This window comes from Paenibacillus naphthalenovorans (genome assembly GCF_001465255.1).
GTDB lineage: Bacteria > Bacillota > Bacilli > Paenibacillales > NBRC-103111 > Paenibacillus_G > Paenibacillus_G naphthalenovorans.
In genome coordinates, this window is record NZ_CP013652.1 from 1,270,071 (window position 1) to 1,294,155 (window position 24,085).

Below are 24,085 nucleotides of genomic sequence, written 5' to 3' on the forward strand. Positions count from 1 at the left end.
AACATGCGTTTTCAGTACGCTTTTCAAAAAATCGTTGATCTTAAAACGAATGAAAAGACTCAAGCGGAATGGATGTTATCTCAAGCGATCGTAAAACTGCGCGAAGAGGAATCGACTCTGGCTAAGCTGGAGGATGCGAAGAAGGAGCTGCAGGAAAAGCTGCATAAAGTTTCCGAAAATCGTACAACCGTTTCGAACCTGCTGCTGCTGCAAAGTTACGTTGATCATATCGATCTGCGCATAAGAGACAAGCATCAAGATTTGCATACGGCCAAGACGAACGTGCAGATCAGGCAGGACGATTTGACAGGAAAATTGCTGCAAGAAAAGGTGTGGACGAAAGCCAAGGAAAAAGCTTATCAAAAATTTTCCGCCGGCGTGCTGAAAGTTGAACAAAATCGGTTAGACGAAATGGCGACAAACCGATATCAAAGGCTATCATAGTCATAATTTGAAGGAGGTGAGGTCATGGCAAACGCAAATACGGAGCAATCGTCGTCTTACGGAGCCATGGAACGGTTTCTGATCTGGTTCCTCATTCCTTTTGTTTTTACTGCTGTACTGTTAGGCGTGCTGATGACCATCTTCGGCTATGATGTCATGAGTAATGCTGTGCGTACAGTGAGCAAGATTCCGGTTATAAATTCGATCCTTCCAATAACCAATGCCGAGGACGGGAATCAAGATCCGCAGCAGACGCAGGGTGAGGCCGTACCTGGGCAAGAGCCGACGGTTGCAAATTATGCTGAGCAGCTTGAGCAAAAGGAGCAGGAGCTGAAGCAAGCTGAAGCAGCGCTTCAGCAGCGTGATCAAACGATCAAAGATCTGCAATTGAAAAACAGCGGTTTAGAAGAACAGATCAAGACCAAGACGATTTCTGAAGATGAGTACACGGCTCAAATTCAACAGTTGGCCGGGATGTACGCAAAAATGTCACCCTCCAAGGCTGCACCGATCCTGGAGAATTTGACCAAAAACGAATTGGTGCTGGTTCTGGGAATGATGAAACCGGATGAACGGGTCAAAGTTTTGGAGCGCATGGATCCGGCGAAAGCTGCCGAGGCTTCTATTCTGTTAAAAGACCAAACCAGCGTAAGGGATACGCAAATTGCCGCCCTTCAGGAAAGGCTGAATCAATCGGTCTCTGCGACGTCACAAGCGGACACCCATTTAAGCAAAGATGATCTTGGGTCTACATTTGCGAATATGACGCCCAAAAGCGCCGCAACGGTTTTAATAGAAATGCAAAAGTCAAATCCGGACAAAGTTCTCTCCATATTAAAGTCGATGGACAGCATGGGGCGTTCGAGGGTATTGTCCGCTGTCTCCGAGCAATCCAAAGAGACCGCTGCTTTGCTTTCTGCACGACTCGTTCAATAAACCCGAAAGGAGGTGAAATAAAATGGAAATTACAGCCCAAACATCAACAGCCGGATCTGTCGGTACAACGGCCGGTGGAACGGCAGGAGCGGTTAATTCGGGAACCGGCGGCTCCGGTTTTTCCACGACGCTCAACGGGATGCTGATTTCAGCCCATCCGCAGGCAGGTAAGGATTCGGCTTCAGCCGCGACCGGCCTTTCGGTTTTGACGGGCCTGATTACCCCTATTCTGATGGCTGCTGTTCAAACAGACGAATCTGCAGCAGCGCTGACAGGCGAGCAAATCCAAGGCTTAATTCAACTGCTGGAGAAACCGCAGGACGGTGAAGAGGAACATTCCTTATTATCGAACCCTGATCTGCAAGCATGGCTCGTTCAGCTTCAGTCGATCCTGGCGGCTCTTACCCCGAACCCGCAAAATGGTGCTGACGACGGCACATGGGAAGGCGGTTTGGCTCCGGTGTCTCAGGCTAATGATCATTTGGAAGAAGCATTAAATCCAATGCTGTTTATTCCGCTGATTGCAGCTGCGCCCACTGCGGAGAATCAAGGAACGGAAGGGGAGAGCAGCAGTACAATACAGGCAGGAATCTCCCTTTCCGAAGCGGTTCAAATGTTGAATCGGTTGAAAGAAATGATTGAACAAGGCCATAAAGACCCGCAGCTTCAGCAAACGTTGAAGGAGCTTTCTGCGGTCTTGGTTTCTGCAGCAGCAAGCGAAAGCCATCTGCGTAAAGAAGCCGAGCGTGCGGATCGTCCGTCTCAACCGTCGCTCATCGTAAAACCGATAGCGGATGTGGAGACTTCCGGGACACAAGAGACCATCCGGGTGGCCGCTAACCCGCTGAGTAAGCTTGAAATGCTGGCAGCTAAGCAATCGGTTGCCAAGCATTCTGCGGAGCAGCTGGCAACGGATGTGGAGACCTCCGGGACACAAGAGACCGTCCGGGTGGCCACTGCCCAGTTGAGTAAGCTTGAGCTGCTGGCGGTGAAGCATACGGTTGCCAAGCTTTCTGCGGAGCAGCCGGCAATCCAGGATCAACCCTTATTCGAACCGTTGGTGCCGGCTGATTCCGAACCGGTAAACGGACAGCATCCCGTGATGACCGTGCAGGATTGGATGAAGGGAGCTCAAGCGGGAAATGCGATGCCGAAGCATCCGGTACTGCATATGTCCGCTGGTACATTTGCCAATGATATGACGCAGTTTGTCGTCAGCTCGTTTTCTCTTGCCACGTCCGCAGACGGTTTAACCGAAGCCAAGATCTCATTGTTTCCGCAGCATCTTGGACATGTGGAAGTGAAACTGACGATGCACAACGGCATGCTGGTAGCCCAATTCATGGCGGACAGCTTGTCTGGTAAAGAAATGCTTGAAAGCCAGTTAACCCAGCTTCGGACGACATTGCAAAACCAAGGCATTCAAGTCGAAAAGCTCGAGGTCGGCCAGAGTCAGAGCTTCCAGTCCGGCATGTTCCAAGAAGATCGGCGGCAGCAGTCCTCCGGTCAATCCTCCAAGCAAAACAAATCGGGCAGAGGCAGTGTAGAGAGCATGGAGGAAGAACAGCCGATAAACATATCTGCTAACTTGAATAAGGCATTGAACGACAAGGGCTCCATCGATGTGACGGCATAAACCGTCTTATCGGATCATAACGGCCAGCAGGAGGTGATTCCGTGACAGACTCGAATATCAGTACCCGAAACGTATGGCCTTATTACGCCAAAGAAAATGTTCAGCGCGCAGGCTCTGAAGACAAGAATCAATTGGGCAAAGATGAATTTTTGAAAATTTTGATCGCCCAATTAAAAAATCAAGATCCGACCCAGCCATTGCAGGATAAAGAGTTTATCGCCCAAATGGCTCAGTTCACCTCGGTGGAACAGTTGACCAATATGGCCGGTGAAATGAAAATGCTCCGACAATCGCTCGGATTTGCATCCGGATTGATTGGGAAGAGCATTACTTGGACTTATGTGGATAGTAATGGAGACACACAAACGAAATCCGGCATAGTCGAGTCCATCACGGTAAAAAAGGGCGAGCAGTTTGCAAAGGTAAATGGAGAGGAAGTTACGCTCGATAAAATCAGCCAAATTTCGAATCCGGAGGAAAGCTAAATGACGGAGCGAATAACGATTGGCCGTCTTTATCCGAATGTGGTGACTCCAAACCACTCCATTAAGACAGCGGCATCCCCCCCAAACGGTAACTTATCGTTTGATAAAATTTTACAAAAACAAACGCTGCGTTTCAGCCATCATGCCGAAGAACGATTGCGACAGCGGGGGATTCAGTTCCAGCCCGAACATCTGGCCAAAATCAATTCGGCCATCGATAAAGCTGCGACCAAAGGCATGAAAGAATCGCTTATGCTGATCGATGATACGGCCTTGATTGTGAATATTAAGAGTCGTACCGTGGTTACGGCCATGGACGAAGCCTCTATGAAAGACAACTTGTTCACGCAAATTGACAGTGCCATCATCATTTCTTAAATGTTTAGGCCGGCCCGCTGCGCGGAGGCCTCGGTTGTGGATCGACTGAAACAACCGGCATTTCAGTACATATTCGCATTCAGGGAGGAAATCTAACGATGTTAAGATCTCTGTATTCTGGCGTATCAGGTATGAGAGGATTTCAAACCAAGCTGGACGTCATCGGCAATAACATTGCCAACGTCAATACGGTTGGTTTTAAGGCCGGCCGTGTCATGTTCAAGGATATTCTCAGCCAAACCGTCTCCGGCGTGTCGGCACCTACGGACGAACGTGGCGGCGTCAACGCGAAGCAAATCGGACTTGGTGTTACCGTCGGTGCCATTGACACATTGCACACGCCGGGCAGCGCCATGACGACGAACGTCGTAACGGACCTGAGAATTGACGGTGACGGCTTCTTCATGCTGAGAGCAACGGAAGATCAAGAACAGCCTTTTTTGAGCCGTGCGGGGAATTTCACGCTGGACTCCAACCGCAGGCTGGTCAACGCTGACGGACTCTTCGTGTCGGACAGCGAGGGAGGGATTATCCAGCTTGACGATACGGTGACGGCCTTTTCAATCTCACAGTCGGGCGAGCTGATCACTGTAGGAGAAGATGGAACAGCGACTCCGAGCGGTGTCTTTATTGGCGTCGTAAAGGTAGTTAATCCTTCCGGGCTCGAGAAAATCGGCGGTAACTTGTACCGCGTGACGCCTAACGCGATGCCGCCAGACGCGCAAGAGCTGCCTACCGGGGAAGAGGCTCAGGCGAATAATCCGGTTACCGGCACCGGCGCCATTATCTCCGGACAGCTCGAAATGTCCAATGTCGATTTGACCTCGGAGTTTACCGAGATGATTATTGCCCAGCGCGGATTCCAGTCTAACTCCAGAATTATCACGACTTCGGATGAAGTACTTCAAGAGGTCGTTAATCTGAAACGATAATCTGAGGGATGGGGGAGGATTTCCTCCCCCAATTACTAAGTATACCGGAGGTAGCTGATGATTCGCTTGACTCGGCTTAACGGAAAGCAAATTACGATTAATGCTCTCCTGATCGAAACGATCGAGGAGACACCGGATACAATGATTACTCTAGTAACCGGTAAGAAAATAATGGTGCTGGAAAAAGTGGATGATACTGTTGCCATGGTTCAACGATTCTTGCAGTCGGTTGGGCTTGTAGGCAGTATGATAAAAAGCCTGGATTCGGAGGGGTCGTAATTGTTTAGGAGTAAAATATTCATCATGGTGGTGGCCGTCCTCATCGCCATTACATTAATTTTGACGGCAGCTTTCATCCTCTGGAATTATATGGATAAAGCTAACGGCACCCTCCGGGATCAGGCGCAGCAATCGGCCAGTGAAGTCAAGTCGGGCAAGAAGCTTACTCCGGATGAGGTGCGGGACAACACCTTCAGCATGAAGGATGTGTTGACCAACCTTTCTGGCGGAAACAACAAGTTCATTAAAGTAAGCTTTGCCTTTGAACTGGAAAATAAGAAGGCGAGGGAGGAGTTTGAAAAGCTGGAAACGCAGATGAAAGCGATCGTGATCCAAACGCTCGCCGATATGACCCCGGATCAAGTGTCGGGAAGCAAAGGCTTTGACAATCTCACTTCAGCCCTTATGAATAAAATGAACCCGCTTCTGCAGCAAGGAAAACTGAATCAAATATTGATTACCGACATTGTTCTCCAATAGCAGAAATCTTAATAAGGCAAGTAGAGTTACGGCACGAAGGAGGTGACGCTAATGGTAGATGTACTTTCTCAGAATGAGATCGACGCTTTGCTCGCGGCGCTATCATCAGGAGAAATGGATGCGGAAGAGCTTAAAAAAGAAGAGACGCAGAAAAAAGTCAGAGCCTATGATTTTAAGAGAGCGGTTCGTTTCTCCAAAGATCATATCCGAAGTCTTACTCGGATCCATGAGAACTTCGCGCGATATCTGACTACCTATTTTTCCGCCCAGCTCCGTACCTTTGTGCAAATCAATGTCGTACAGGTCGAGCAGCTGCCCTATGACGAATTTATTCGGTCCATACCCAAGATGACGATTCTTAACATCTTTGAAGCCGAACCTTTGGAAGGACGAATGGTGCTGGAAGTACATCCGAACGTAGCGTTTGCGATGCTGGACAGGCTGCTGGGAGGTGTGGGTACGTCCCCAACCAAAATTAATGCACTGACGGAAATCGAAACGATCGTGATGGAACGCATCTTCAGCCGGGCGTTTGAAAGTCTGCAGGAAGCATGGAAAACGGTTGTGGATTTGTCACCGAGGCTGGAAGCCTTGGAAACCAACCCGCAATTTATGCAGATTGTTTCACCTAACGAAACCATTGCACTCATTTCATTGAGTACTAAAATCGGAGATACAACCGGGATGATCAACTTGTGCATACCTCATGTCGTTATTGAGCCGATTATGCCGAGATTGTCAGTTCATCATTGGTTTGTATCCCAGAAAAAGACCAGCGCGCCGGAAGAAATGACAGCCCTTCAATCGAGGCTTCATAAAGCAAAATTGCCAGTGATTGCAGAGCTTGGCACATCCCAAATATCGGTCAGGGAATTTTTGAATCTGAACGTCGGCGATGTGATTACATTGAACCGGTCCGTCGAGGAGCCACTGCATATTCGGATCGGGGATAAGCTGAAATTTTTCGGAAGTCCGGGAACGACCCGAGGCAAGCTGGCTGTGCAAATCAATGAGATTGTCCAAGAAGGAGTAGAAGAGTATGACGAATAATAAGGATTATTTGTCTCAAGAAGAAATCGATGCCTTGTTGAGACAATCGGCTGAAGTCGATTCAGTCGGCGGTTCCGGTTTTGCTCCAAAAGTGGAAGATTATTTGTCCTCGTTGGAACAAGACGCATTAGGCGAAATCGGCAATATTACCTTTGGCAGTGCCGCTACCGCATTATCCACGCTGCTTGGAAAGAAGGTAGATATTACCACGCCTAAAGTGTCCGTCATTGCGCGAGAGGAATTGATCGAGGAATTTCCAAAGCCTCATGTCGCAGTTCATGTCAATTATGTCGATGGGTTTCACGGCATCAATCTTCTTGTCATTAAAACGCGGGATGCTCAAGTCATCGCCGATTTGATGATGGGCGGTGATGGAACAGGGCAAACCGACGAATTGAGCGAGATCCATATTAGTGCGGTCCAGGAAGCGATGAATCAAATGATGGGTTCCTCGGCTACATCCATGTCGACCATCTTTAACCGGTTTGTCAATATTTCACCGCCTGGGATTGATATTCTGAACTTGTCGGAAGGAGAAGGAACGGCTGCGCTGCCTCCGGAAGAAGTGTTCATCAAAGTTTCTTTCCGGTTAACGATTGGAGATCTGATCGATTCGACCATTATGCAGCTGCTTCCGGTCCCCTTCGCCAAAGATATGGTATCCATTCTTATGGGAGGGGGGGAATTTCAGGAAGAGACGGTTGCCGAACCGCCTGCTCCATCGGCGCCGCCCGCACCAGCTGCACCAGCGCCAGAACCGTATGCACAGCATGCAGATCATAAGCCGGTGAACGATTATTATTCAGCGCCGCCTGCACAGCAGCCGCCGCCTTACGGCCAACCGTCCCAACAGCCGATGTACGGTCAACCGCCGCAGCAGCCGCCGGTATATCAACAACCGATGTATGGCCAACCGCCGATGCCGCCAAATCCACAGGCTTATCCGTCGCAGCCTGCCGCTTACGGCATGCCGGATTCACGGAATGTCAATGTACAGCCGGCTCAGTTTACCAACTTTACACCGACGAATCTGACTCCTGCGGAAGATACGAATTTGAACCTGCTGCTCGACATTCCTCTGAAGGTTACTGTTGAGCTGGGGAGAACACACAAAGTCATAAAAGACATATTGGAGTTGTCTCAGGGTTCTATTATCGAATTGGACAAGCTGGCAGGGGAACCGGTCGATATTCTGGTGAACAACAAGCTGATCGCTAAAGGCGAAGTGGTCGTTATTGATGAAAACTTTGGTGTTCGTGTTACGGATATCGTAAATCAATGGGACAGAATTCAAAAATTACAATATTAGATTAAGCAACCTTGGGAGGACTGTGTAATTATGGCAAACCGAATTTTAATTGTAGACGATGCAGCATTTATGAGAATGATGATCCGCGACATCTTGACTAAAAATGGATATGAGGTTGTCGGTGAAGCCAATGATGGAGCTCAAGCGATAGAGAAATTTAAAGAGCTTTCCCCGGATTTGATTACAATGGACATAACCATGCCGGAAATGGACGGGATTCAAGCGTTGAAGGAGATTAAGAAGATTGATGCTAATGCAAAAGTGATTATGTGTTCTGCGATGGGGCAGCAAGCAATGGTTATTGACGCCATTCAGGCAGGGGCAAAAGATTTTATCGTAAAACCGTTCCAGGCTGACCGTGTTATTGAGGCTATTAAGAAAACCTTAGGGTAGATGATACCGAAGCGTTGGGGAGAGTCTACGAAGACGGAAGGGAATGTAGAGCGTTGACCAGACTCACAACCAAATGGTTGTTTTTCGCTGCAGTATTTTGGATACAAACAGCAGCGGCTGCTGCTGTTTGTTACGGCGAAACGGGCACGCCCCCCCATGAGCCGGGGATGCTTGATTCATCGGAGCCAATACCTGGTGTTTCACCAGGGGACACGCTTTGGATGATTGTCAAAGTCATATTGTTTCTTGTTCTTATTATCGGCATTTTCTTCATCATAATGAAGGTCATCTCGCAACAAAAAAACAAATTTTTATCGGGCCGTACGCTTCGCTCGCTTGGCGGACTGTCGCTCGGTCCGAATAAATCCATTCAAATCGTAGAAATCGGGAATGCCTTGTATGTTGTAGGCATCGGTGAAAACATACAGCTGCTTGACAAAATTACCGATGAGGCCGAGGTTGCCCATATCGCGGAGATGATGGCCAGCGGGACGGCTTTTACGGGTCCTTCCTTTGCATCGTTAGGGGAATTCATGAAAAAGCTGCGTCACAAACCGCAGGTAGACGAAGAGATGGAAGTGACCGCATCGTTTCAGCAGGTGTTTCAAACCAAAATGCAGCAGATGACAGACCGAAAGAAAATGATGGAAGAGATGCTGAAGCAAGAGAATAATTCAGATCGGTTGAATGATAAATCATGAATCACAGACGCAGGCTTTACCTGGTTCTCTTACTTTTATGCTTGTCGGGAATGTTATCCGGCCAAGCGTATGCAGCAGATCCGATTCCGGGAATCAATATCGATATCGGGACTTCCGGCGATCCGCAAGGAGCCTCGAACACGGTTACGATATTGCTGATGATCACGATCTTAAGTATAGCCCCGGCTATACTGGTTCTCATGACCAGCTTCACCCGCATCATCATCGTACTCGGCTTTGTTCGTACTTCATTGGGTACGATGTCGATGCCGCCGAATCAGGTGCTCATCGGGTTAGCGCTGTTTCTTACCTTTTTCATCATGGCTCCGACATTGGGAGAGATCAATCAAACCGCGCTGCAGCCCTACATGAGAGGAGAGCTTACACAGACAGCGGCTTTGGATAATGCATCTGTTTCTATGAAAAAGTTTATGTTCCAGCATACGAGGCAGAAGGACCTGAAGCTGTTTCTGGATTATTCCAAAGCGGCTCCGCCGACCGGCGTAGAAGATACGCCTTTGACGGCCCTCGTTCCGGCTTATGCGATCAGCGAGTTGAAGACCGCCTTTCAGATGGGCTTTATGATTTTTATTCCGTTTCTTGTTATTGATATGGTAGTAGCAAGCACATTGATGGCGATGGGGATGATGATGCTTCCGCCGGTGATGATTTCACTTCCTTTTAAAATCTTGTTGTTCATCCTGGTGGATGGCTGGTATCTGGTCGTAAGGTCGTTGCTGCTTAGCTACAACACATAGAAGGCCATCAGGAGGAGAACGATTTGAGCTCGGAATTTGTAATCAGAATAGCAGGAGAGGCCGTCTTTACGACTCTAAAGGCCAGTGCGCCGATGATGGTGCTGGCGCTGGTGGTCGGACTTGTCATCAGCATATTTCAGGCGACAACGCAAATTCAAGAGCAGACGCTGGCATTCGTGCCCAAAATTGTCGTCGTTTTGCTTGCTTTGCTCATATTCGGACCTTGGATTCTTAATACGCTGGTTGATTTTACTTATCAATTGCTGAACAACTTGTATAAATACGTGGGTTAGGTTGTGGATTATGGAATGGTTTCTCACGTATTTTCCGGGATTTCTGCTGATTCTTTGTCGGGTTACTTCATTTTTCGTTGTATCTCCCGTGTTTTCAGCGCAGCATGTACCGGCACAGTTCAAGATCGGCCTTGCGTTTTTTACAGCCTTTATCGCATATTTCGGTGTGGGAACGGCTGCGCCGGTGGCGATGGATTCGCTATATGTTTTGACCGTCATACGTGAAGTGCTTGTAGGCTTGTGTTTGGGTTTCATCGCGTACATGTTTTTTACGATTGTACAAATTGCGGGCTCGTTCATTGACCTTCAGATGGGGTTCGGTATTGCGAACGTCATCGACCCGATGACGGGAGCCCAAAGTCCGATTCTCGGCAATTTAAAATATATTATCGCTTTGTTGCTGTTTCTGTCTTTTAACGGCCACCATTATTTGCTTGAAGGGATCATGAGGAGCTACGAATGGATTCCGCTCGATAACAACTTGTTCTATTTGAATAATAATGGGCAGCTGTCCGATTTTATGATACGTACGTTTTCCAGCGTGTTCTCGATAAGCTTTCAAATCGCTGCTCCTTTGGTGGTCGCCTTGTTTCTGGCTGACGTAGGGCTTGGCCTCCTGGCAAGGGTATCGCCGCAGTTCAATATTTTTGTTATCGGCCTGCCGCTCAAAATTTTGCTCGGATTCGTCATGCTGCTCTTGTTATTTCCCGGCTATGAAACAGTCTACAAAGACATGTTTGCTTCGATGCTGGATGCGATCAGGGATTTCTTCGGATTATTCAACGAATAGGAAAGAACGGAGGCAAGGACGTGGCGCAGTTTCGTTTAAAACTCAATTTGCAGCTGTTCTCTCAAGAAAAAACGGAAGAAGCTACGCCCAAGAAAAAACAAGAATCCAGACAAAAAGGCCAGGTCGCCAAAAGTATGGATTTGCCGGCTGCCTTTATCCTGTTTTTTTCCTTCCTGTCGTTTTCCTTGTTCGGAGCCTTTATGAAGGATCGGTTGTTCGGATTGTTCCAGTCGACGCTTCATGACTTTCTCCTTCTCAATCTTACCGCAGATAACGTTATCGTGTTGTTTGAGAAGATGGCATTACAGCTTCTTCTGATCGTCGGGCCGATTTTCCTGATTGCCGTTGCGGTTGCCGTACTAGGTAATTATTTGCAAATCGGGTTTCTGCTCACCGGAGAACCGCTCATGATGAAATTTAATAAAATCAATCCGATCCAAGGTGCTAAACAGTTGTTCTCCATGAGGGCGTTAGTCGACTTCTTGAAATCGGTGCTGAAGATGTCGATTATCGGGATTGTCGTTTATACGACGCTGGTGGCGCAGAAGGATTATATCTTGAGGCTCGCGCAGATGCCGCTTGAAGAAATTGCTCTGTTTACATGGTCGCTCACCCTATCGCTAGGCCTTAAGATTGGCCTGATCTTAATCATTCTGGCGATCTTCGATTATATGTATCAGCGTTACGAGCATGGCAAGAGTATCCGGATGTCCAAGCAGGACATTAAGGACGAGTACAAAAAGACGGAAGGCGATCCGCTCATTAAAGGTAAAATTCGTGAAAAGCAGCGGAGGATGGCGCTGCAGCGAATGATGCAGGAGATTCCAAAAGCGGACGTCGTAATCACCAACCCGACTCACTTTGCGGTAGCCATTAAGTATGATGCAGGCCAAATGCAAGCGCCGACCGTCATTGCCAAGGGTACCGATTATATTGCTCTTAAGATTAGGCAGGTCGCCAAGGATAACGGAATCATTACGATGGAAAATAAGCCTCTGGCCCGGGCGCTGTATGCTCAAGTGGAAATCGGCGAATCGATACCCGCCGATATGTTCCAGGCCGTAGCTGAAGTGCTTGCCTATGTATACAAATTAAAAGGGAAAGCGAACTAAAAGTAAGGAAAGGAGGGTAATGGAGTGAAAGCCAGAGATTTAGTCGTTCTCGTAGGCATCATCGGAATCGTTCTAATGATGGTCATTCCGCTGCCATTATGGCTGCTGGATTTTCTGCTCATTATGAATATTGCTGCAGCACTGCTGATTATTTTGATTGGCATGAATACGCAGGACGCGCTTCAATTCTCGATTTTTCCGTCTCTGCTGCTGATCACGACGTTGTTTCGCTTGGCCCTCAGCGTATCCACCACGAGAAACATTCTGGCAAACGCGGATGCCGGTAGTGTGGTCAGAACCTTTGGTGAGTTCGTAGCAGGGGGCAACATCGTCGTCGGCTTTGTTGTCTTCCTTATCTTGGTCGTCGTTCAATTTATCGTCATTACCAAAGGTTCTGAGCGCGTTGCCGAGGTTTCTGCACGCTTTACGCTCGATGCGATGCCCGGAAAGCAGATGAGCATCGACGCGGATTTGAACGCGGGGATGATCAATGAGCAGCAAGCCAAGGAAAGACGGGAGAAGATAGCCCGGGAGGCTGATTTCTACGGCGCGATGGACGGAGCCAGCAAATTCGTTAAGGGAGATGCCATTGCCAGCATCATCATGTTGGTTATCAATATCATCGGGGGTTTGATCATCGGGGTGGCTATGCATGATATGTCAATCGCGGAAGCAGGCTCTCTGTATTCCATCCTGACGATCGGAGACGGTCTGGTAAGCCAAATCCCGGCACTGCTCATCTCTACAGCAGCGGGTATTGTCGTCACGCGAGCATCTTCCGAAGGCAATTTGGCCCAGGATCTTACGGCGCAGATGTTTTCTTATCCGAAGCTGCTGTATATCGTAGCCGGAACGATTGCTGCACTCGGTATTTTTACTCCGATCCATGTCATGACCACCTTTCCTATTGCCATATTGCTCGCCTTTGCGGCCTATCGCATGCAGCAGAATTTCACCCGCAAGCAAGCGGAAGAGGTTCAGCTTGAAGAGGAGCAGCAGATCGAGGAGGTCCGCAGTCCTGAAAGTGTCATCGGTTTGCTGCAGGTTGATCCGATTGAATTCGAATTCGGCTACGGTTTGATCCCTCTGGCGGATGCCCAGCAAGGGGGAGATTTATTGGATCGGATTATTCTCATCCGCAGACAGTGCGCGCTGGAGCTTGGCGTTGTCGTTCCCGTCATTCGGATCCGCGACAATATTCAGCTTAGACCTAATGAATATGTGATCAAGATTAAAGGGAATACCGTCGCTCGCGGCGATCTTCTGCTGAACCATTATTTGGCGATGAGCCCGGGCATTGAGGATGATTCCATTACAGGAATTGATACGCTGGAGCCCGCGTTCGGACTTCCGGCGCTCTGGATTGACGAGAGCACCAAAGAACGCGCGGAGCTGTCCGGTTATACCGTGGTAGATCCTCCTTCCGTTGTAGCTACTCATTTGACCGAGGTCATCAAAAAGCACGCTCACGAGCTTTTGGGCCGGCAAGAAACGAAGGCTCTTATCGAGAATGTCAAGGAGAATTATCCCGCCCTTGTGGACGACCTTATTCCCAACGTCTTATCTTTAGGCGACGTGCAAAAGGTGCTGGTCAAACTTCTTCGGGAGAAAATTTCGATTCGCGATCTGGTCACGATCCTCGAGACGTTGGCGGATTACGGCACTTATACCAAAGATACGGAAATCCTTACGGAATATGTAAGACAAGCGCTGTCCAGACAAATTACTCAGCAGTATACGACAAGCGGCGAATCTCTAAAGGTGATTACCGTGGGACCGACCCTGGAGAAGAAAATTGCGGAATCGGTCCAGCAGTCGGATCAAGGAAGCTATCTGGCGCTTGACCCTACGTCCACTCAAGTGATTTATCAGCGCATTAACGATCAGGTCACCAAGCTGATTCAAGCGGGTCAGCAGCCTGTGGTTTTGACATCGCCGACCATCCGGATGTATCTCCGTCAACTGCTGGAGCGCACCATGCAGGATATTCCGGTCCTGTCTTACAGCGAGCTCGAGCCGAACGTTGAAATTCAAAGTATGGGGGTTGTGAATCTATGAGAGTAAAGCGGTACGTCGTTGATTCCATGCCGGATGCCCTCCAAAAAATTCGGACTGATCTGGGGAATGACGCGGTCATTATTAATACGAAAGAAATTCGTTCCGGCGGTTTTCTTGGGATGTTCTCCAAAAAGAAAATCGAGGTCATTGCAGCGACGGATACCGCCATTCCCGCCGGCGGAGCGATGACTTCCAATGCAGCAACGACTGGGGCAATTCCGAAACCGGAGCTTAACGTCGTCCCCGCTGCTCCGATGAGGTTCGGCACCGCGGCTTACGGAGCTCAACGGGAGCGACGGGAACAACCGCCGCTTTCCTTTCCCGAAGTGCCGGATGTGCTGCCGGTGACGGGACAGGCGGCTGCAGCGGCCGCCCAGCCTGCGGGGGCCACAATGGTCAAACCCAGAGAAGAGCTTTTGATGGATGAAATCAGGCAAATGAAAGAAATGATGCTGAAGCTTACCCGGCAGGGCACAGTTCAGGAGGCTGTGAATCCGGTGCTGAAGGAGCTTGAAGCGCGCCTTCTCCGCCAGGAGCTGGATCCTCTTCTCGTGGAAGAACTTTTAATGAACGTATCCAAAGAGGCGGAAGCGGAAGGGGCGGAGCTTACCGAGGAGTGGGCATCTTCCTCATTGAAGAGGCAGTTGGAGGCCATGCTGTGCTCTTCCAAGAACAAATCGATCGCCGCAGATACCCGGATCGCCCACTTCGTCGGACCGACGGGTGTCGGCAAGACGACGACGATCGCCAAACTGGCTGCAGAGCAGGTGCTTAAGCATCACCGCAAGGTCGGATTTATTACTTCCGACACGTACCGAATAGCCGCCGTTGAACAGTTAAAAACATACGCAACCATTTTGAACGTGCCGCTTGAAGTTGTTTTCTCGCCGTTGGATTTGAATAGAGCCTTTGAGCAGCTGCGGGATTGCGATTTGATTTTTATGGATACGGCGGGAAGAAATTTTCGCAACGAGATGTATGTCTCGGAGCTGAATGCGCTGCTGAAATCTAACGGGAAGAGCGAGACGTATCTGGTCCTCAGCATGACGACCAAGTACAAAGATATGCAGGCTATTACACACAATTTCTGCAAATTCAAACTGGATAAGGTGCTGTTCACCAAAATGGATGAGACCGACTCTTACGGCTCGGTTGTGAACCTTATTCGCGAATTCGGACTTCAAACGTCTTATATCGCTAACGGACAGAGCGTGCCGGACGATATCCAAGAGCTGAATGAACATCAATTGATTGATTTGATTCTGGAGGCGGGCAAGTCATGAGCGATCAGGCGCAGGGGTTGCGCAATCTGATACGGAATCAAAGCGAGCCGAAAGACAAAGCGACACGCATTCTTACGGTGACAAGCGGGAAAGGCGGAGTCGGCAAATCGAACTTTACGCTTAATTTCGCATTATCCCTGCAAAAAAAAGGATTCAAGGTACTGGTATTCGACGCGGACATCGGTCTTGCCAATATCGATGTGCTGATGGGGATATCATCCAAATTCAACTTATATCACCTATTGAAAAAAGAAAAAACCATCTGGGAAATTATTCAAACCGGGCACGATGATTTGCAGTTTATTGCAGGAGGATCAGGATTTAACGATTTGATTCGCTTATCCGATGAACAGCTCGATTATTTTGCGGATCAGGTCAACCAATTAACCGGTCATGTCGATTTCATCATATTCGATACGGGAGCCGGCTTGTCCAAGGAGACGATCAAATTCATCGTGGCCGCGGAGGAGACCATCGTCGTCACCACACCGGAGCCTACATCGATCACCGATGCTTATGCCATCATCAAGATGGTTCATTCGATGAACGACCAGGTAGCGTTCCGTTTGGTGGTAAACCGGGCGACGGATTGGAAGGAGGGTCGGCAGACAGCAGACAAAATCAGCATGGTAGCCAAACAATTTCTGAATTTGGACATACCTGCGCTGGGATTTGTATTGGACGACAGCAACGTCTCCAAAGCGGTGAAGAAACAAGTTCCGTTTACCGTTGCTTTTCCGTTTAGTGCCGCTTCCAAATCAATTAGTGAATTGACAGACAATTTTATCGCCAAACAATCTCCGGCGGAGATGCAAACAGGAGCGGTCAAAGGCTTCTTAACCAAAATGATCAGGCTGTTGAAGCAAGGTTAAGGGAAGGGCTTAAAAGTCCTCTGACCGAGACAACGAAGAGGAGTGGAATGATGCCGCCGTATGATGTATTGGTAGTGGACGATTCGGTTTTTATGAGGAAAATTATTTCGGATTTTATCGGTGAGGATCCGGAGCTTCGTGTAGTGGGAACCGCCAGAAATGGGCGGGAGGCGATAGAAATGGTCAAAAAGCTGAATCCGAATGCTGTGACCATGGATATTGAAATGCCGGAAATGAACGGCCTTGATGCACTCCGGACGATCATGAGAGAGCATCCTGTGCCGGTGATCATGCTCAGCAGCTTGACTCAGGCCGGCGCAATGGAGACGATTCGTGCGCTGGATCTCGGGGCATTCGATTTCGTCGGCAAGCCTTCCGGCTCTATCTCGCTTGACTTATATAAGGTGAAGCAAAATTTGTTGGAGAAACTGCGTGTTGCCGTTAGAACGAAGGTGAAGGGCGTTCACGCTCCGATCCGCCCCGTATCGTCACAGACAGTTAAACCGGCTGTAAAGACGGAGAAAAGATCCGTGGCGCAGCCGGCTCCGCTTGAGCATCTTGTGGCGATCGGCACCTCTACGGGCGGTCCCAGGGCACTGCATCAAGTGCTGTCGCAAATACCGGACGGCTTTCGTGCTCCGGTTTTGATTGTGCAGCATATGCCGCCCAATTTCACCAAATCGCTTGCGCAGAGGCTTGATTCCGATTCCTATTTGCGGGTCGTTGAGGCGGAGCCCGGGATGGTGCTGAAGAGCGCAACAGCTTATGTGGCGCCGGGAGGTTATCATATGACGGTAGCGAGGAACGGGGCGAATTCCTACAAAATTCATTTGTCCAAAGAGGACCCGCGCAACGGTCATCGTCCTTCTGTGGATGTATTGTTCGAATCGCTGCTGCCGCTTAAGGAATTGAAGCGCCATATTGTGATCATGACGGGGATGGGCTCTGACGGTGCAAAGGGGATGTTGGCGCTCAAGCAATCAGGGGCCATAACCACCATTGCCGAAGCGGAACAAACTTGCGTCGTTTACGGTATGCCTCGTGCCGCGGTTGAATTGGGATGCGTAACCGATGTATTGCCGCTTCAGCAAATTGCCGCCAGATTGATGCAAGCCGTCGGCGGGCAGTCTTGACTGCCTGGAAGTATACATAACAACGATCAATGATGGAGGTGTGGTTATGGAAATGAATCAGTATCTCTCGATGTTTATCGACGAATCCAGAGATCATTTGCAAGCCATGAACGAGCATTTACTTAGCCTTGAGAACAGTCCGGAAGACGTGAGCATCGTCCAGCATATTTTTCGATCCGCTCATACGCTGAAGGGGATGTCGGCGACCATGGGCTTCGAGGATTTGGCCTCGCTTACCCATGAGATGGAGAACGTGCTCGATCTGGTTCGGAATCACAAGCTACAGATGGATTCATTCATATTTGATTGTATTTTTAAAAGCTTGGATGCGCTGGAAATGATGGTGGAGGATATTATTCAAGGAGGAACCGGAAAGGCGGATGTCACCGACATCGTCTCCGCGCTGAAGTCGATTGTTTCCGGGGACTATCTCAAGAACGGCTCTGCTGCCGGCGCATCGGGTTCCGCGGCTGCGAAAGCGGATAAGGCCGGGGGAAACAAAGAGCTGGACGAATTTCAATACTCCATTTTGCAGCAATCGATTGAAGCGGGAATTCCCGTTTTTCGAATCGAGGTGACCATTCGTCAGGAATGCGTGTTAAAAGCGGCCAGAGCGTATATGGTGTTTAACGTGCTGGAGCAAAACGGCGAGGTGATTCAATCCACACCTTCCGTCGAGGATATCGAACAGGAACGGTTCGAGCAATCATTCACCGTATATTATATTTCACAGTTGGCGCAGGATCAGCTTGCAAGTCAAATCGCCGGCGTTTCCGAAATAGACAAAGTAGACGTTGTATTGCTTGATCGGTCCAAGCTGGATGAGCTGATGAAAGCTCCGGAGCCGGCACCGGCTCAATCCAAGCCTGCCGCAAGCGAAGCTTCGGCGTCCCGGCCGGAAACGCCCAAACCTGAAGCGAAGAAGGCCGCCGGGGGAGGAGCGCCTGTAGCAGGACGTACCATCCGGGTGGACATCGAGCGCCTGGATACACTGATGAATTTGTTCAGCGAACTGCTCATTGATCGCGTCCGTCTGGAGCAGCTTGCCAGCGAGATCCGCAGAAGCGATCTGACGGAAACCGTGGAACATATGGCCAGAGTGAGCGGCGATTTGCAGAACATCGTCCTGAAGCTGCGCATGGTTCCCATCGATTCGGTGTTCAACCGTTTCCCCCGGATGATTCGCGATGTGGCCAAGACGCTCGATAAAAAGGTGGATCTGATCATTACCGGCGCCGATACCGAATTGGACCGGACGGTTATCGATGAGATTGGCGATCCGCTGGTCCACTTGTTAAGAAACGCCGTAGACCACGGGATCGAACCGGTGGCGGAACGCGTGCAAATCGGCAAGCCGGAGACCGGCACGATCTATCTCCGTGCCTATCACAGCGGCAACCATGTATTTATCGAAATCGAGGAAGACGGACGAGGGATTAACAGGGATAAGGTGATCAGCAAGGCCATCCAGAACGGAGTCATAACCGCAGAGCAATCCGGGAAATTGTCCGACGAGGATGTATATCAGCTTCTGTTTGCTTCGGGGTTTAGTACAGCGGACAAGATATCGGATATTTCCGGCCGCGGCGTAGGTCTGGATGTCGTTAAAACCAAGATCGAGAGTTTGGGAGGGCAAGTTCACGTCAGCGCCAATTGGGGCAAGGGAACGAAATTTACAGTCCAGCTTCCGCTGACGCTTTCGATTATCTCGGCCATGCTCATTCGGCTGGGTGATGAGAAATACGCCATTCCGCTTTCCTCCATTGTCGAAACGATGGCTGTCAAAAGCGATCAAATTCGCGTTGTGCACGGCAGTACCTTGATCAATTACCGCAGCTCCGTCATTCCGCTTGTTCACTTGGCCCAGCTGTTTGACGTACCGGGCTTTACCGGAGAGCCGGCCGCCGAAATACAGATCGTGGTGATCCGCAAGGGAGATAAAATGGCGGCGCTTATCGTCGACGAGTTTATAGGTCAGCAGGAAATTGTCTTGAAATCGCTGGGTAAATATTTAACCAACCTGTTTGCGGTTTCGGGAGCCACCATTCTGGGTGACGGGCAGGTCGCTTTGATCATTGATACGAACGCTTTAATAAAGTAAAAGCGGCAATTCTCGCTTCTCACGATAACTATAGGAGGCTGATAGTATGGGACAGGAGTTAAAAGTGATCGTTTTTTCACTAGCGCATGAAGAATATGGGGTGGAGGTGGAGAGTGTACGGACTATCGAGCGGATGCAGCCGATGACCCGTGTTCCCAAAACTCCGGATTTCGTCCGGGGCGTCATTAATCTCCGCGGTGTGGTAACGCCGGTTATTGATTTGCATGGCCGCTTTGGCTTCCCGCCGAGCGAATATACCGACAACACGCGCATCATTATCGTAGCTGTAGGGGATTTGGAAGTCGGTTTGATTGTGGATGCGGCCAATGACGTTATCGATATCGACAGCGACTGCATTGAGGATCCTCCGGAAGTCGTAGGCGGAATCAAAGCGAAATATTTGCGGGGTATCGCAAAAGTGAGCGACGAACGCCTGCTGGTGCTTTTGAATCTGAAGGAAGTACTCAATAAAAATGAAATCATCCAATTGGAAAAGTTAGAGGAGCAGGTTTAGTGGAAACTTTCAACTCTTTTGCAGAGTTCCAGATGGATGTTCTAAAGGAAGTGGGCAACATCGGCGCCGGACATGCCGCTACGGCATTGTCCAAGCTGCTCGATAAGCCCGTCGATATGCTGGTCCCCAAAGTGCGGCTGCTCCCGTTTGAAGAAGTAGCGGAAAGCGTGGGCGGTGCGGAAGAGGTGGTTATCGCCATCTTCCTGCGGGTAGAGGGGGAGACGCCCGGCAATCTGTTCTTTATCCTTACCATGGATTCCGCCAAAAAGCTGCTCCGCAATGTGGTTGGCATCGAGGAGACCGGCGAAGAAGAATATTCGGAGATGGAGCTTTCGGCCTTGAACGAGATCGGTAATATATTGGCTGGCTCCTATCTAACCTCGCTGGCGGATTTTACAAACCTGAATATGCAGCCCACCGTACCTTCACTGGCCATGGATATGGCAGGGGCGATTCTAAGCTACGGCCTGCTTCAATTCGGTCAAATGGGAGATCAGGCGCTGCTCATCGATACGAAATTTTTGGACGGTCATGATGAAATTGAGGGTCATTTTTTCCTGATCCCGGATCCGGAATCGTTTGAACGAATTTTTGTTGCTTTGGGAGTACAGACTCCATGATTCAAGAAAACCTCATTAAAGTTGGAATGGCCGACCTGAATGTAGCACACAAGACCGGGGTGTTGAAAACAACAGGTTTGGGATCTTGCGTAGGCGTTACTTTGTACGATGCCAAGGTAAAAGTGGCGGGAATGGCGCATATCATGCTCCCCAGCTCGGATATCGCAAGAGAAGGAAAGTTCAACATTGCCAAATATGCGGACTCTGCCCTTCCGGAGCTGATCCGTCTGATGCAAGCGCTTGGTGCAGAGATTCGGCGTATGGAAGCCAAAATGGCCGGGGGCGCACAAATGTTTTCATTCGTCACCCAATCCGACTCGATGCGGATCGGTCCGCGGAATGTAGAGTCCTGCAAAGAAGTGCTCCACCGCTACAGCATTCCGATCAAGGCGGAAGATACCGGGGCCAATTATGGCAGAACGATAGAGTTTGATTGTCAAACGGGTATTCTTGTAGTTCGCAGCGTACAACACGGCGTGAAGGAATTGTGAACCATGATTGGATCGATTCGTTGGAATTTTATCATAGGCGCTTTGGCGTTTATTGTCACGTTTGTACTTTCCATGTCCAAAAATATTTGGCTAACAACCATCATTCGTAGCTTTTACAGCTTTGCGATACTGTTTATTCTCGTGTTTTTGTGTCGTTTTCTGCTGGGCACCTTTGCCGGACTGAACCGTCTTTCTGTACAAGAACAGGAAGCCGGGGAAACGGAAGCCAAAGGTATCGCAGTCGATGCGGTGACCCCTGACGAGGACGAGGAGCTGCATGAGCTGCTAAAACCCGGAGCCGATCCGAAATCAGCAGCGGCTGACTTTACTCCGTTGAATCCTCCGAAGCTCCGGGTAAAAAAACAGCCGGATCCGGAAGAGATGGCGCAAGCGGTTCGTCGAATGTCTGATGAATAAGGGTGGTGACAGTCCGTCATGATCAGCCAAAAATCCCACTTAGCCAATATGGACGTATGGGTGCAATGGAGAGAAAATAAGATATTGGAAGCAAAAAAGGCACTGATCGAAACGTACTTGCCGCTTGTGGACTATGTGTCCAGCCGTCTCTCCATCGGCCTGCCCAAAAATGTGTCCAAAGAAGATTTGTCCAGCTTCGGCGTGATGGGACTTATCGATGCTATAGAAAAATTTGATTATCAGCGTGGATTGCAGTTTGAAACTTATGCTTCATGGCGAATCCGCGGCGCTATCATCGATGGCCTCCGTCAAGGAGATTGGGTTCCCCGTTCAGTGCGCGAGAAAGCCAAAAAGATTGAAGAAGCTTACCAGGTGCTCGAACAGCGCTATTTACGTTCCGTTTCGGATACCGAAATGAGCGACTATTTGGGAGTTAGCGAGAACGATTTTCAACAAATGGTGCAGGACGTTGCCGTTTCTACCGTTTGTTCCATTGATGATCCCATTAGAGAAGAGGATTCGGAGACGAGACTTTCTTTATTGATCGATGAGAAGGCCAAAAACCCTGAATTCAAAGTAAACGAGGTTTATATAAAGGAAACGTTGGCAAAAGCGATAGAGCGGTTGACGGAAAAGGAAAGAACCGTGGTTTCGCTTTTCTATTATGAAGAATTGTCTTTAAGCGAGATTGCCGAGGTCATGAGCCTTTCCCCCTCGCGAATTTCCCAGCTGCATTCCAAAGCGATTCAGCGCTTGAAGGGCGCTTTGAGCCGGCACAAGACCCATTTGTTATACGATTAACCAATGGAAGGCGGAGTAACGATGAGTGATTCGGAGTTGCCGATCAGTTTTTACTTGGATATCTCCTTGTCAGACGATAAATTGTCCGCATATTTACAGTTAACGAATTGTGACCAATCCTTTCAGATTTCGCGTGAAGCGCTGGAGGAATTTTTAAAATCTCACCATATCGTGTTCGGAATCGATGAGGAGAAGCTGACTGCCATCGCCGAGAATCCCGCAGCCTTTTTCAATTCCAGGACGCTGATTGCCCAAGGCCACCCTCCGATTGACGGTCAGGACGGCCATATCCACATGTTGTACAATTTGGATGACAAATTGAAAAAACCGGCGGAGCTTGACGACGGCAAAGTGGATTACAAGGAAGTGACGTCGATCCACAATGTACGCAAAGGCCAGCTGATCGCTCAAAAGGTTCCTGCCATTCCAGGCACGCCGGGAAGAGCGGTTACAGGTGAAACCTTGTTTGCCAAAGACGGCAAAGAAGCCAAATTCAAAATCGGCAAAAACGTTGTTGTGGACCCGGAGCAAACAGCCATGTACGCGGCCATCGACGGTATGGTGACGAAAACGGACCGGGATAAGATCAACGTATTTCCGATTTTTGAAGTGAACGGGGACGTGGACTATAACATAGGCAATATTGACTTTGTCGGGGCGGTTGTCATCCGCGGCAGTGTGCTCCCGGGCTTTCGGATCAAAGCAGCCGGCGATATCCGGATCACCGGAAGCGTGGACGGAGCCGATCTGGAAGCAGAAGGCTCCATCGAAATTACCGCCGGCATTCTTGGACATTACAAAAGTGTCATTCGGGCAGGCAACCGGGTGAAAAGCTCCTTTATTCAAGACGCCACGGTGGAAGCGGGAGAGGAAATTCTCGTCAGTCAAAGCATTATGCATTCGCAAATCCGCGCGGGCAAGCGGGTGGTTTGCAAAGGCACGAAAGGGCTCATTGTCGGCGGAATGATTCAGGCGGGAGAGTGGGTCGCTGCCCGCACCATCGGAAACTCCATGTCAACGACGACAGTCATTGAGGTAGGGGTGCTTCCTGAGCTTCGCAATGAGCTGCAGCAGCTTCGCGCCCATCTTAGAACCATGAGCGAGAATATGGAAAAAACGGAGAAAGCACTTACTTTGCTGGATCAGTTGGCTGCCGCCGGGCAGCTTGGGCCGGATAAAGTGTCCATGCGCATCAAGCTGAACCACAACAAAAAGCAGACCGCCGAAGAGATGGCCGCAGCCAAAAATCGGATCTTCGAAATCGAGAAGTCGCTGGAGGATTCGGAAAAAGCCAAGGTGGAAGTCATTTCAACGATCTACAGCGGAGCGAAAATCGTGATCGGGCGATATACGAAATTCGTTAAAGACACATCGCATCGGGTGAAATTTCAATTGCTCGACGGAGATATTGCCATGCTTCCAATCGTTTAACGGCTGATCATGTAAGCCCCGGCTTAAAGGAGGGTACCTGAAATGAGCCTAAAATCCATTGAGATGCAGTTCGCTCTTCATAAGAATGATGAAGCCGGACTAAAGCAGCATCAACTGATGAACAAGCCTGTTCAGGATCAGACGGTGCTCTCAAATGAAGCTGAAAAACATACGTTGAAAGAGCGACAAGTCGCTGCCAAAGCGGAGGAGACCAACGGCTCCACCGTGAAGGACGATGGGCCAAAGCGGCAGCACGGGCAAGAAAAACGCCGTAGGGACGGCAAGTTTGCTGGTCAGAGCGGCGCCAGGCCTGAGCCCCGGAGAGACCATCCGTTCAAAGGACAGCATATCGATTTGTCGCTTTAACCCTTGTGTGAAAAAGGTGAAT

28 protein-coding genes are annotated in these 24,085 nt (G+C 49.5%); all 28 read left to right on the forward strand.

The genetic code is table 11. From position 1 onward, the window contains the following. The first annotated feature begins 3 nt into the window (after positions 1-3). Entirely contained in the window at positions 4-444 is a 441-nt protein-coding gene (gene fliJ / locus IJ22_RS06120) for a flagellar export protein FliJ (protein WP_054818883.1), read from the forward strand. Between the two features lie 24 nt (positions 445-468). Further along, positions 469-1,380: a MotE family protein gene (locus IJ22_RS06125; protein ID WP_062407959.1), complete on the forward strand. Its 912-nt coding sequence runs from the start codon at positions 469-471 to the stop codon at positions 1,378-1,380. Positions 1,381-1,402: 22 nt separating this feature from the next. Beyond that, the gene (locus tag IJ22_RS06130) at positions 1,403-3,016 is read left to right on the forward strand and encodes a flagellar hook-length control protein FliK (protein WP_062407961.1); all 1,614 of its coding nucleotides are present in this window, start codon (positions 1,403-1,405) and stop codon (positions 3,014-3,016) included. Between the two features lie 41 nt (positions 3,017-3,057). Further along, positions 3,058-3,501: a flagellar hook assembly protein FlgD gene (gene flgD, locus IJ22_RS06135; protein WP_062407963.1), complete on the forward strand. Its 444-nt coding sequence runs from the start codon at positions 3,058-3,060 to the stop codon at positions 3,499-3,501. Further along, positions 3,502-3,879: a TIGR02530 family flagellar biosynthesis protein gene (locus tag IJ22_RS06140; RefSeq protein WP_062407964.1), complete on the forward strand. Its 378-nt coding sequence runs from the start codon at positions 3,502-3,504 to the stop codon at positions 3,877-3,879. Between the two features lie 98 nt (positions 3,880-3,977). Beyond that, positions 3,978-4,811 (forward strand): flagellar basal body rod protein FlgG, encoded by an 834-nt coding sequence (gene flgG, locus IJ22_RS06145; protein WP_062407966.1) that lies wholly within the window; start codon positions 3,978-3,980, stop codon positions 4,809-4,811. A 57-nt stretch (positions 4,812-4,868) separates the two neighbouring features. Then, positions 4,869-5,090 (forward strand): flagellar FlbD family protein, encoded by a 222-nt coding sequence (locus tag IJ22_RS06150; RefSeq protein WP_062407968.1) that lies wholly within the window; start codon positions 4,869-4,871, stop codon positions 5,088-5,090. 24 nt (positions 5,091-5,114) lie between these two features. Further along, the gene (locus tag IJ22_RS06155) at positions 5,115-5,570 is read left to right on the forward strand and encodes a flagellar basal body-associated FliL family protein (RefSeq protein ID WP_171005859.1); all 456 of its coding nucleotides are present in this window, start codon (positions 5,115-5,117) and stop codon (positions 5,568-5,570) included. Between the two features lie 51 nt (positions 5,571-5,621). Then, a complete protein-coding gene (fliM, locus tag IJ22_RS06160) occupies positions 5,622-6,620 on the forward strand; it encodes a flagellar motor switch protein FliM (protein WP_054818887.1) in 999 nt (332 codons plus the stop codon). Continuing rightward, entirely contained in the window at positions 6,610-7,929 is a 1,320-nt protein-coding gene (gene fliY, locus IJ22_RS06165) for a flagellar motor switch phosphatase FliY (RefSeq protein ID WP_062407970.1), read from the forward strand. The genes fliM and fliY overlap by 11 nt, the downstream gene beginning before the upstream one ends. Positions 7,930-7,959: 30 nt before the next feature. Beyond that, on the forward strand, positions 7,960-8,322 hold the full coding sequence (locus IJ22_RS06170) for a response regulator (RefSeq protein WP_054818888.1): 363 nt from the start codon (positions 7,960-7,962) through the stop codon (positions 8,320-8,322). A gap of 221 nt (positions 8,323-8,543) precedes the next feature. Next, entirely contained in the window at positions 8,544-9,023 is a 480-nt protein-coding gene (locus IJ22_RS06175) for a flagellar biosynthetic protein FliO (protein ID WP_062407972.1), read from the forward strand. Then, positions 9,020-9,781: a flagellar type III secretion system pore protein FliP gene (fliP, locus tag IJ22_RS06180; RefSeq protein WP_054818889.1), complete on the forward strand. Its 762-nt coding sequence runs from the start codon at positions 9,020-9,022 to the stop codon at positions 9,779-9,781. The genes IJ22_RS06175 and fliP overlap by 4 nt, the downstream gene beginning before the upstream one ends. A 23-nt stretch (positions 9,782-9,804) precedes the next feature. Further along, positions 9,805-10,074, forward strand: a complete 270-nt coding sequence (gene fliQ / locus IJ22_RS06185; RefSeq protein ID WP_054818890.1) for a flagellar biosynthesis protein FliQ — start codon at positions 9,805-9,807, stop codon at positions 10,072-10,074. Between the two features lie 10 nt (positions 10,075-10,084). Beyond that, positions 10,085-10,864 (forward strand): flagellar biosynthetic protein FliR, encoded by a 780-nt coding sequence (fliR, locus tag IJ22_RS06190; RefSeq protein ID WP_062407974.1) that lies wholly within the window; start codon positions 10,085-10,087, stop codon positions 10,862-10,864. A gap of 20 nt (positions 10,865-10,884) precedes the next feature. After that, complete coding sequence (flhB, locus tag IJ22_RS06195) at positions 10,885-11,976, forward strand: flagellar biosynthesis protein FlhB (protein ID WP_062407976.1); 1,092 nt, start codon at positions 10,885-10,887, stop codon at positions 11,974-11,976. 24 nt (positions 11,977-12,000) lie between these two features. Then, on the forward strand, positions 12,001-14,034 hold the full coding sequence (gene flhA, locus IJ22_RS06200) for a flagellar biosynthesis protein FlhA (protein WP_062407978.1): 2,034 nt from the start codon (positions 12,001-12,003) through the stop codon (positions 14,032-14,034). Next, positions 14,031-15,317: a flagellar biosynthesis GTPase FlhF gene (gene flhF, locus IJ22_RS06205; RefSeq protein ID WP_054818891.1), complete on the forward strand. Its 1,287-nt coding sequence runs from the start codon at positions 14,031-14,033 to the stop codon at positions 15,315-15,317. The genes flhA and flhF overlap by 4 nt, the downstream gene beginning before the upstream one ends. Further along, the gene (locus IJ22_RS06210; RefSeq protein ID WP_054818892.1) at positions 15,314-16,189 is read left to right on the forward strand and encodes a MinD/ParA family protein; all 876 of its coding nucleotides are present in this window, start codon (positions 15,314-15,316) and stop codon (positions 16,187-16,189) included. Before flhF ends, IJ22_RS06210 begins: the two co-directional genes overlap by 4 nt. Positions 16,190-16,239: 50 nt before the next feature. Beyond that, positions 16,240-17,322, forward strand: coding sequence for a protein-glutamate methylesterase/protein-glutamine glutaminase (locus tag IJ22_RS06215; protein WP_062410877.1), 1,083 nt, complete (start codon positions 16,240-16,242; stop codon positions 17,320-17,322). Between the two features lie 46 nt (positions 17,323-17,368). Further along, positions 17,369-19,423 carry a chemotaxis protein CheA gene (locus tag IJ22_RS06220; RefSeq protein ID WP_062407980.1) on the forward strand — a complete coding sequence of 685 codons (2,055 nt, stop codon included), beginning with the start codon at positions 17,369-17,371 and terminating at the stop codon, positions 19,421-19,423. A 46-nt stretch (positions 19,424-19,469) separates the two neighbouring features. Further along, a complete protein-coding gene (locus IJ22_RS06225; protein ID WP_062407982.1) occupies positions 19,470-19,937 on the forward strand; it encodes a chemotaxis protein CheW in 468 nt (155 codons plus the stop codon). A gap of 32 nt (positions 19,938-19,969) precedes the next feature. Then, entirely contained in the window at positions 19,970-20,557 is a 588-nt protein-coding gene (locus tag IJ22_RS06230) for a chemotaxis protein CheC (protein WP_137670112.1), read from the forward strand. Next, positions 20,554-21,048: a chemotaxis protein CheD gene (locus IJ22_RS06235; protein ID WP_054818894.1), complete on the forward strand. Its 495-nt coding sequence runs from the start codon at positions 20,554-20,556 to the stop codon at positions 21,046-21,048. Before IJ22_RS06230 ends, IJ22_RS06235 begins: the two co-directional genes overlap by 4 nt. A 3-nt stretch (positions 21,049-21,051) precedes the next feature. After that, entirely contained in the window at positions 21,052-21,465 is a 414-nt protein-coding gene (locus tag IJ22_RS06240; RefSeq protein WP_062407984.1) for a hypothetical protein, read from the forward strand. An 18-nt stretch (positions 21,466-21,483) separates the two neighbouring features. Next, entirely contained in the window at positions 21,484-22,266 is a 783-nt protein-coding gene (locus tag IJ22_RS06245; protein ID WP_062407986.1) for a FliA/WhiG family RNA polymerase sigma factor, read from the forward strand. A gap of 21 nt (positions 22,267-22,287) precedes the next feature. Next, entirely contained in the window at positions 22,288-23,697 is a 1,410-nt protein-coding gene (locus tag IJ22_RS06250; protein ID WP_062407988.1) for a flagellar assembly protein A, read from the forward strand. 42 nt (positions 23,698-23,739) lie between these two features. After that, positions 23,740-24,063, forward strand: a complete 324-nt coding sequence (locus IJ22_RS06255; RefSeq protein ID WP_054818895.1) for a hypothetical protein — start codon at positions 23,740-23,742, stop codon at positions 24,061-24,063. The last annotated feature ends 22 nt before the right edge of the window (positions 24,064-24,085 follow it).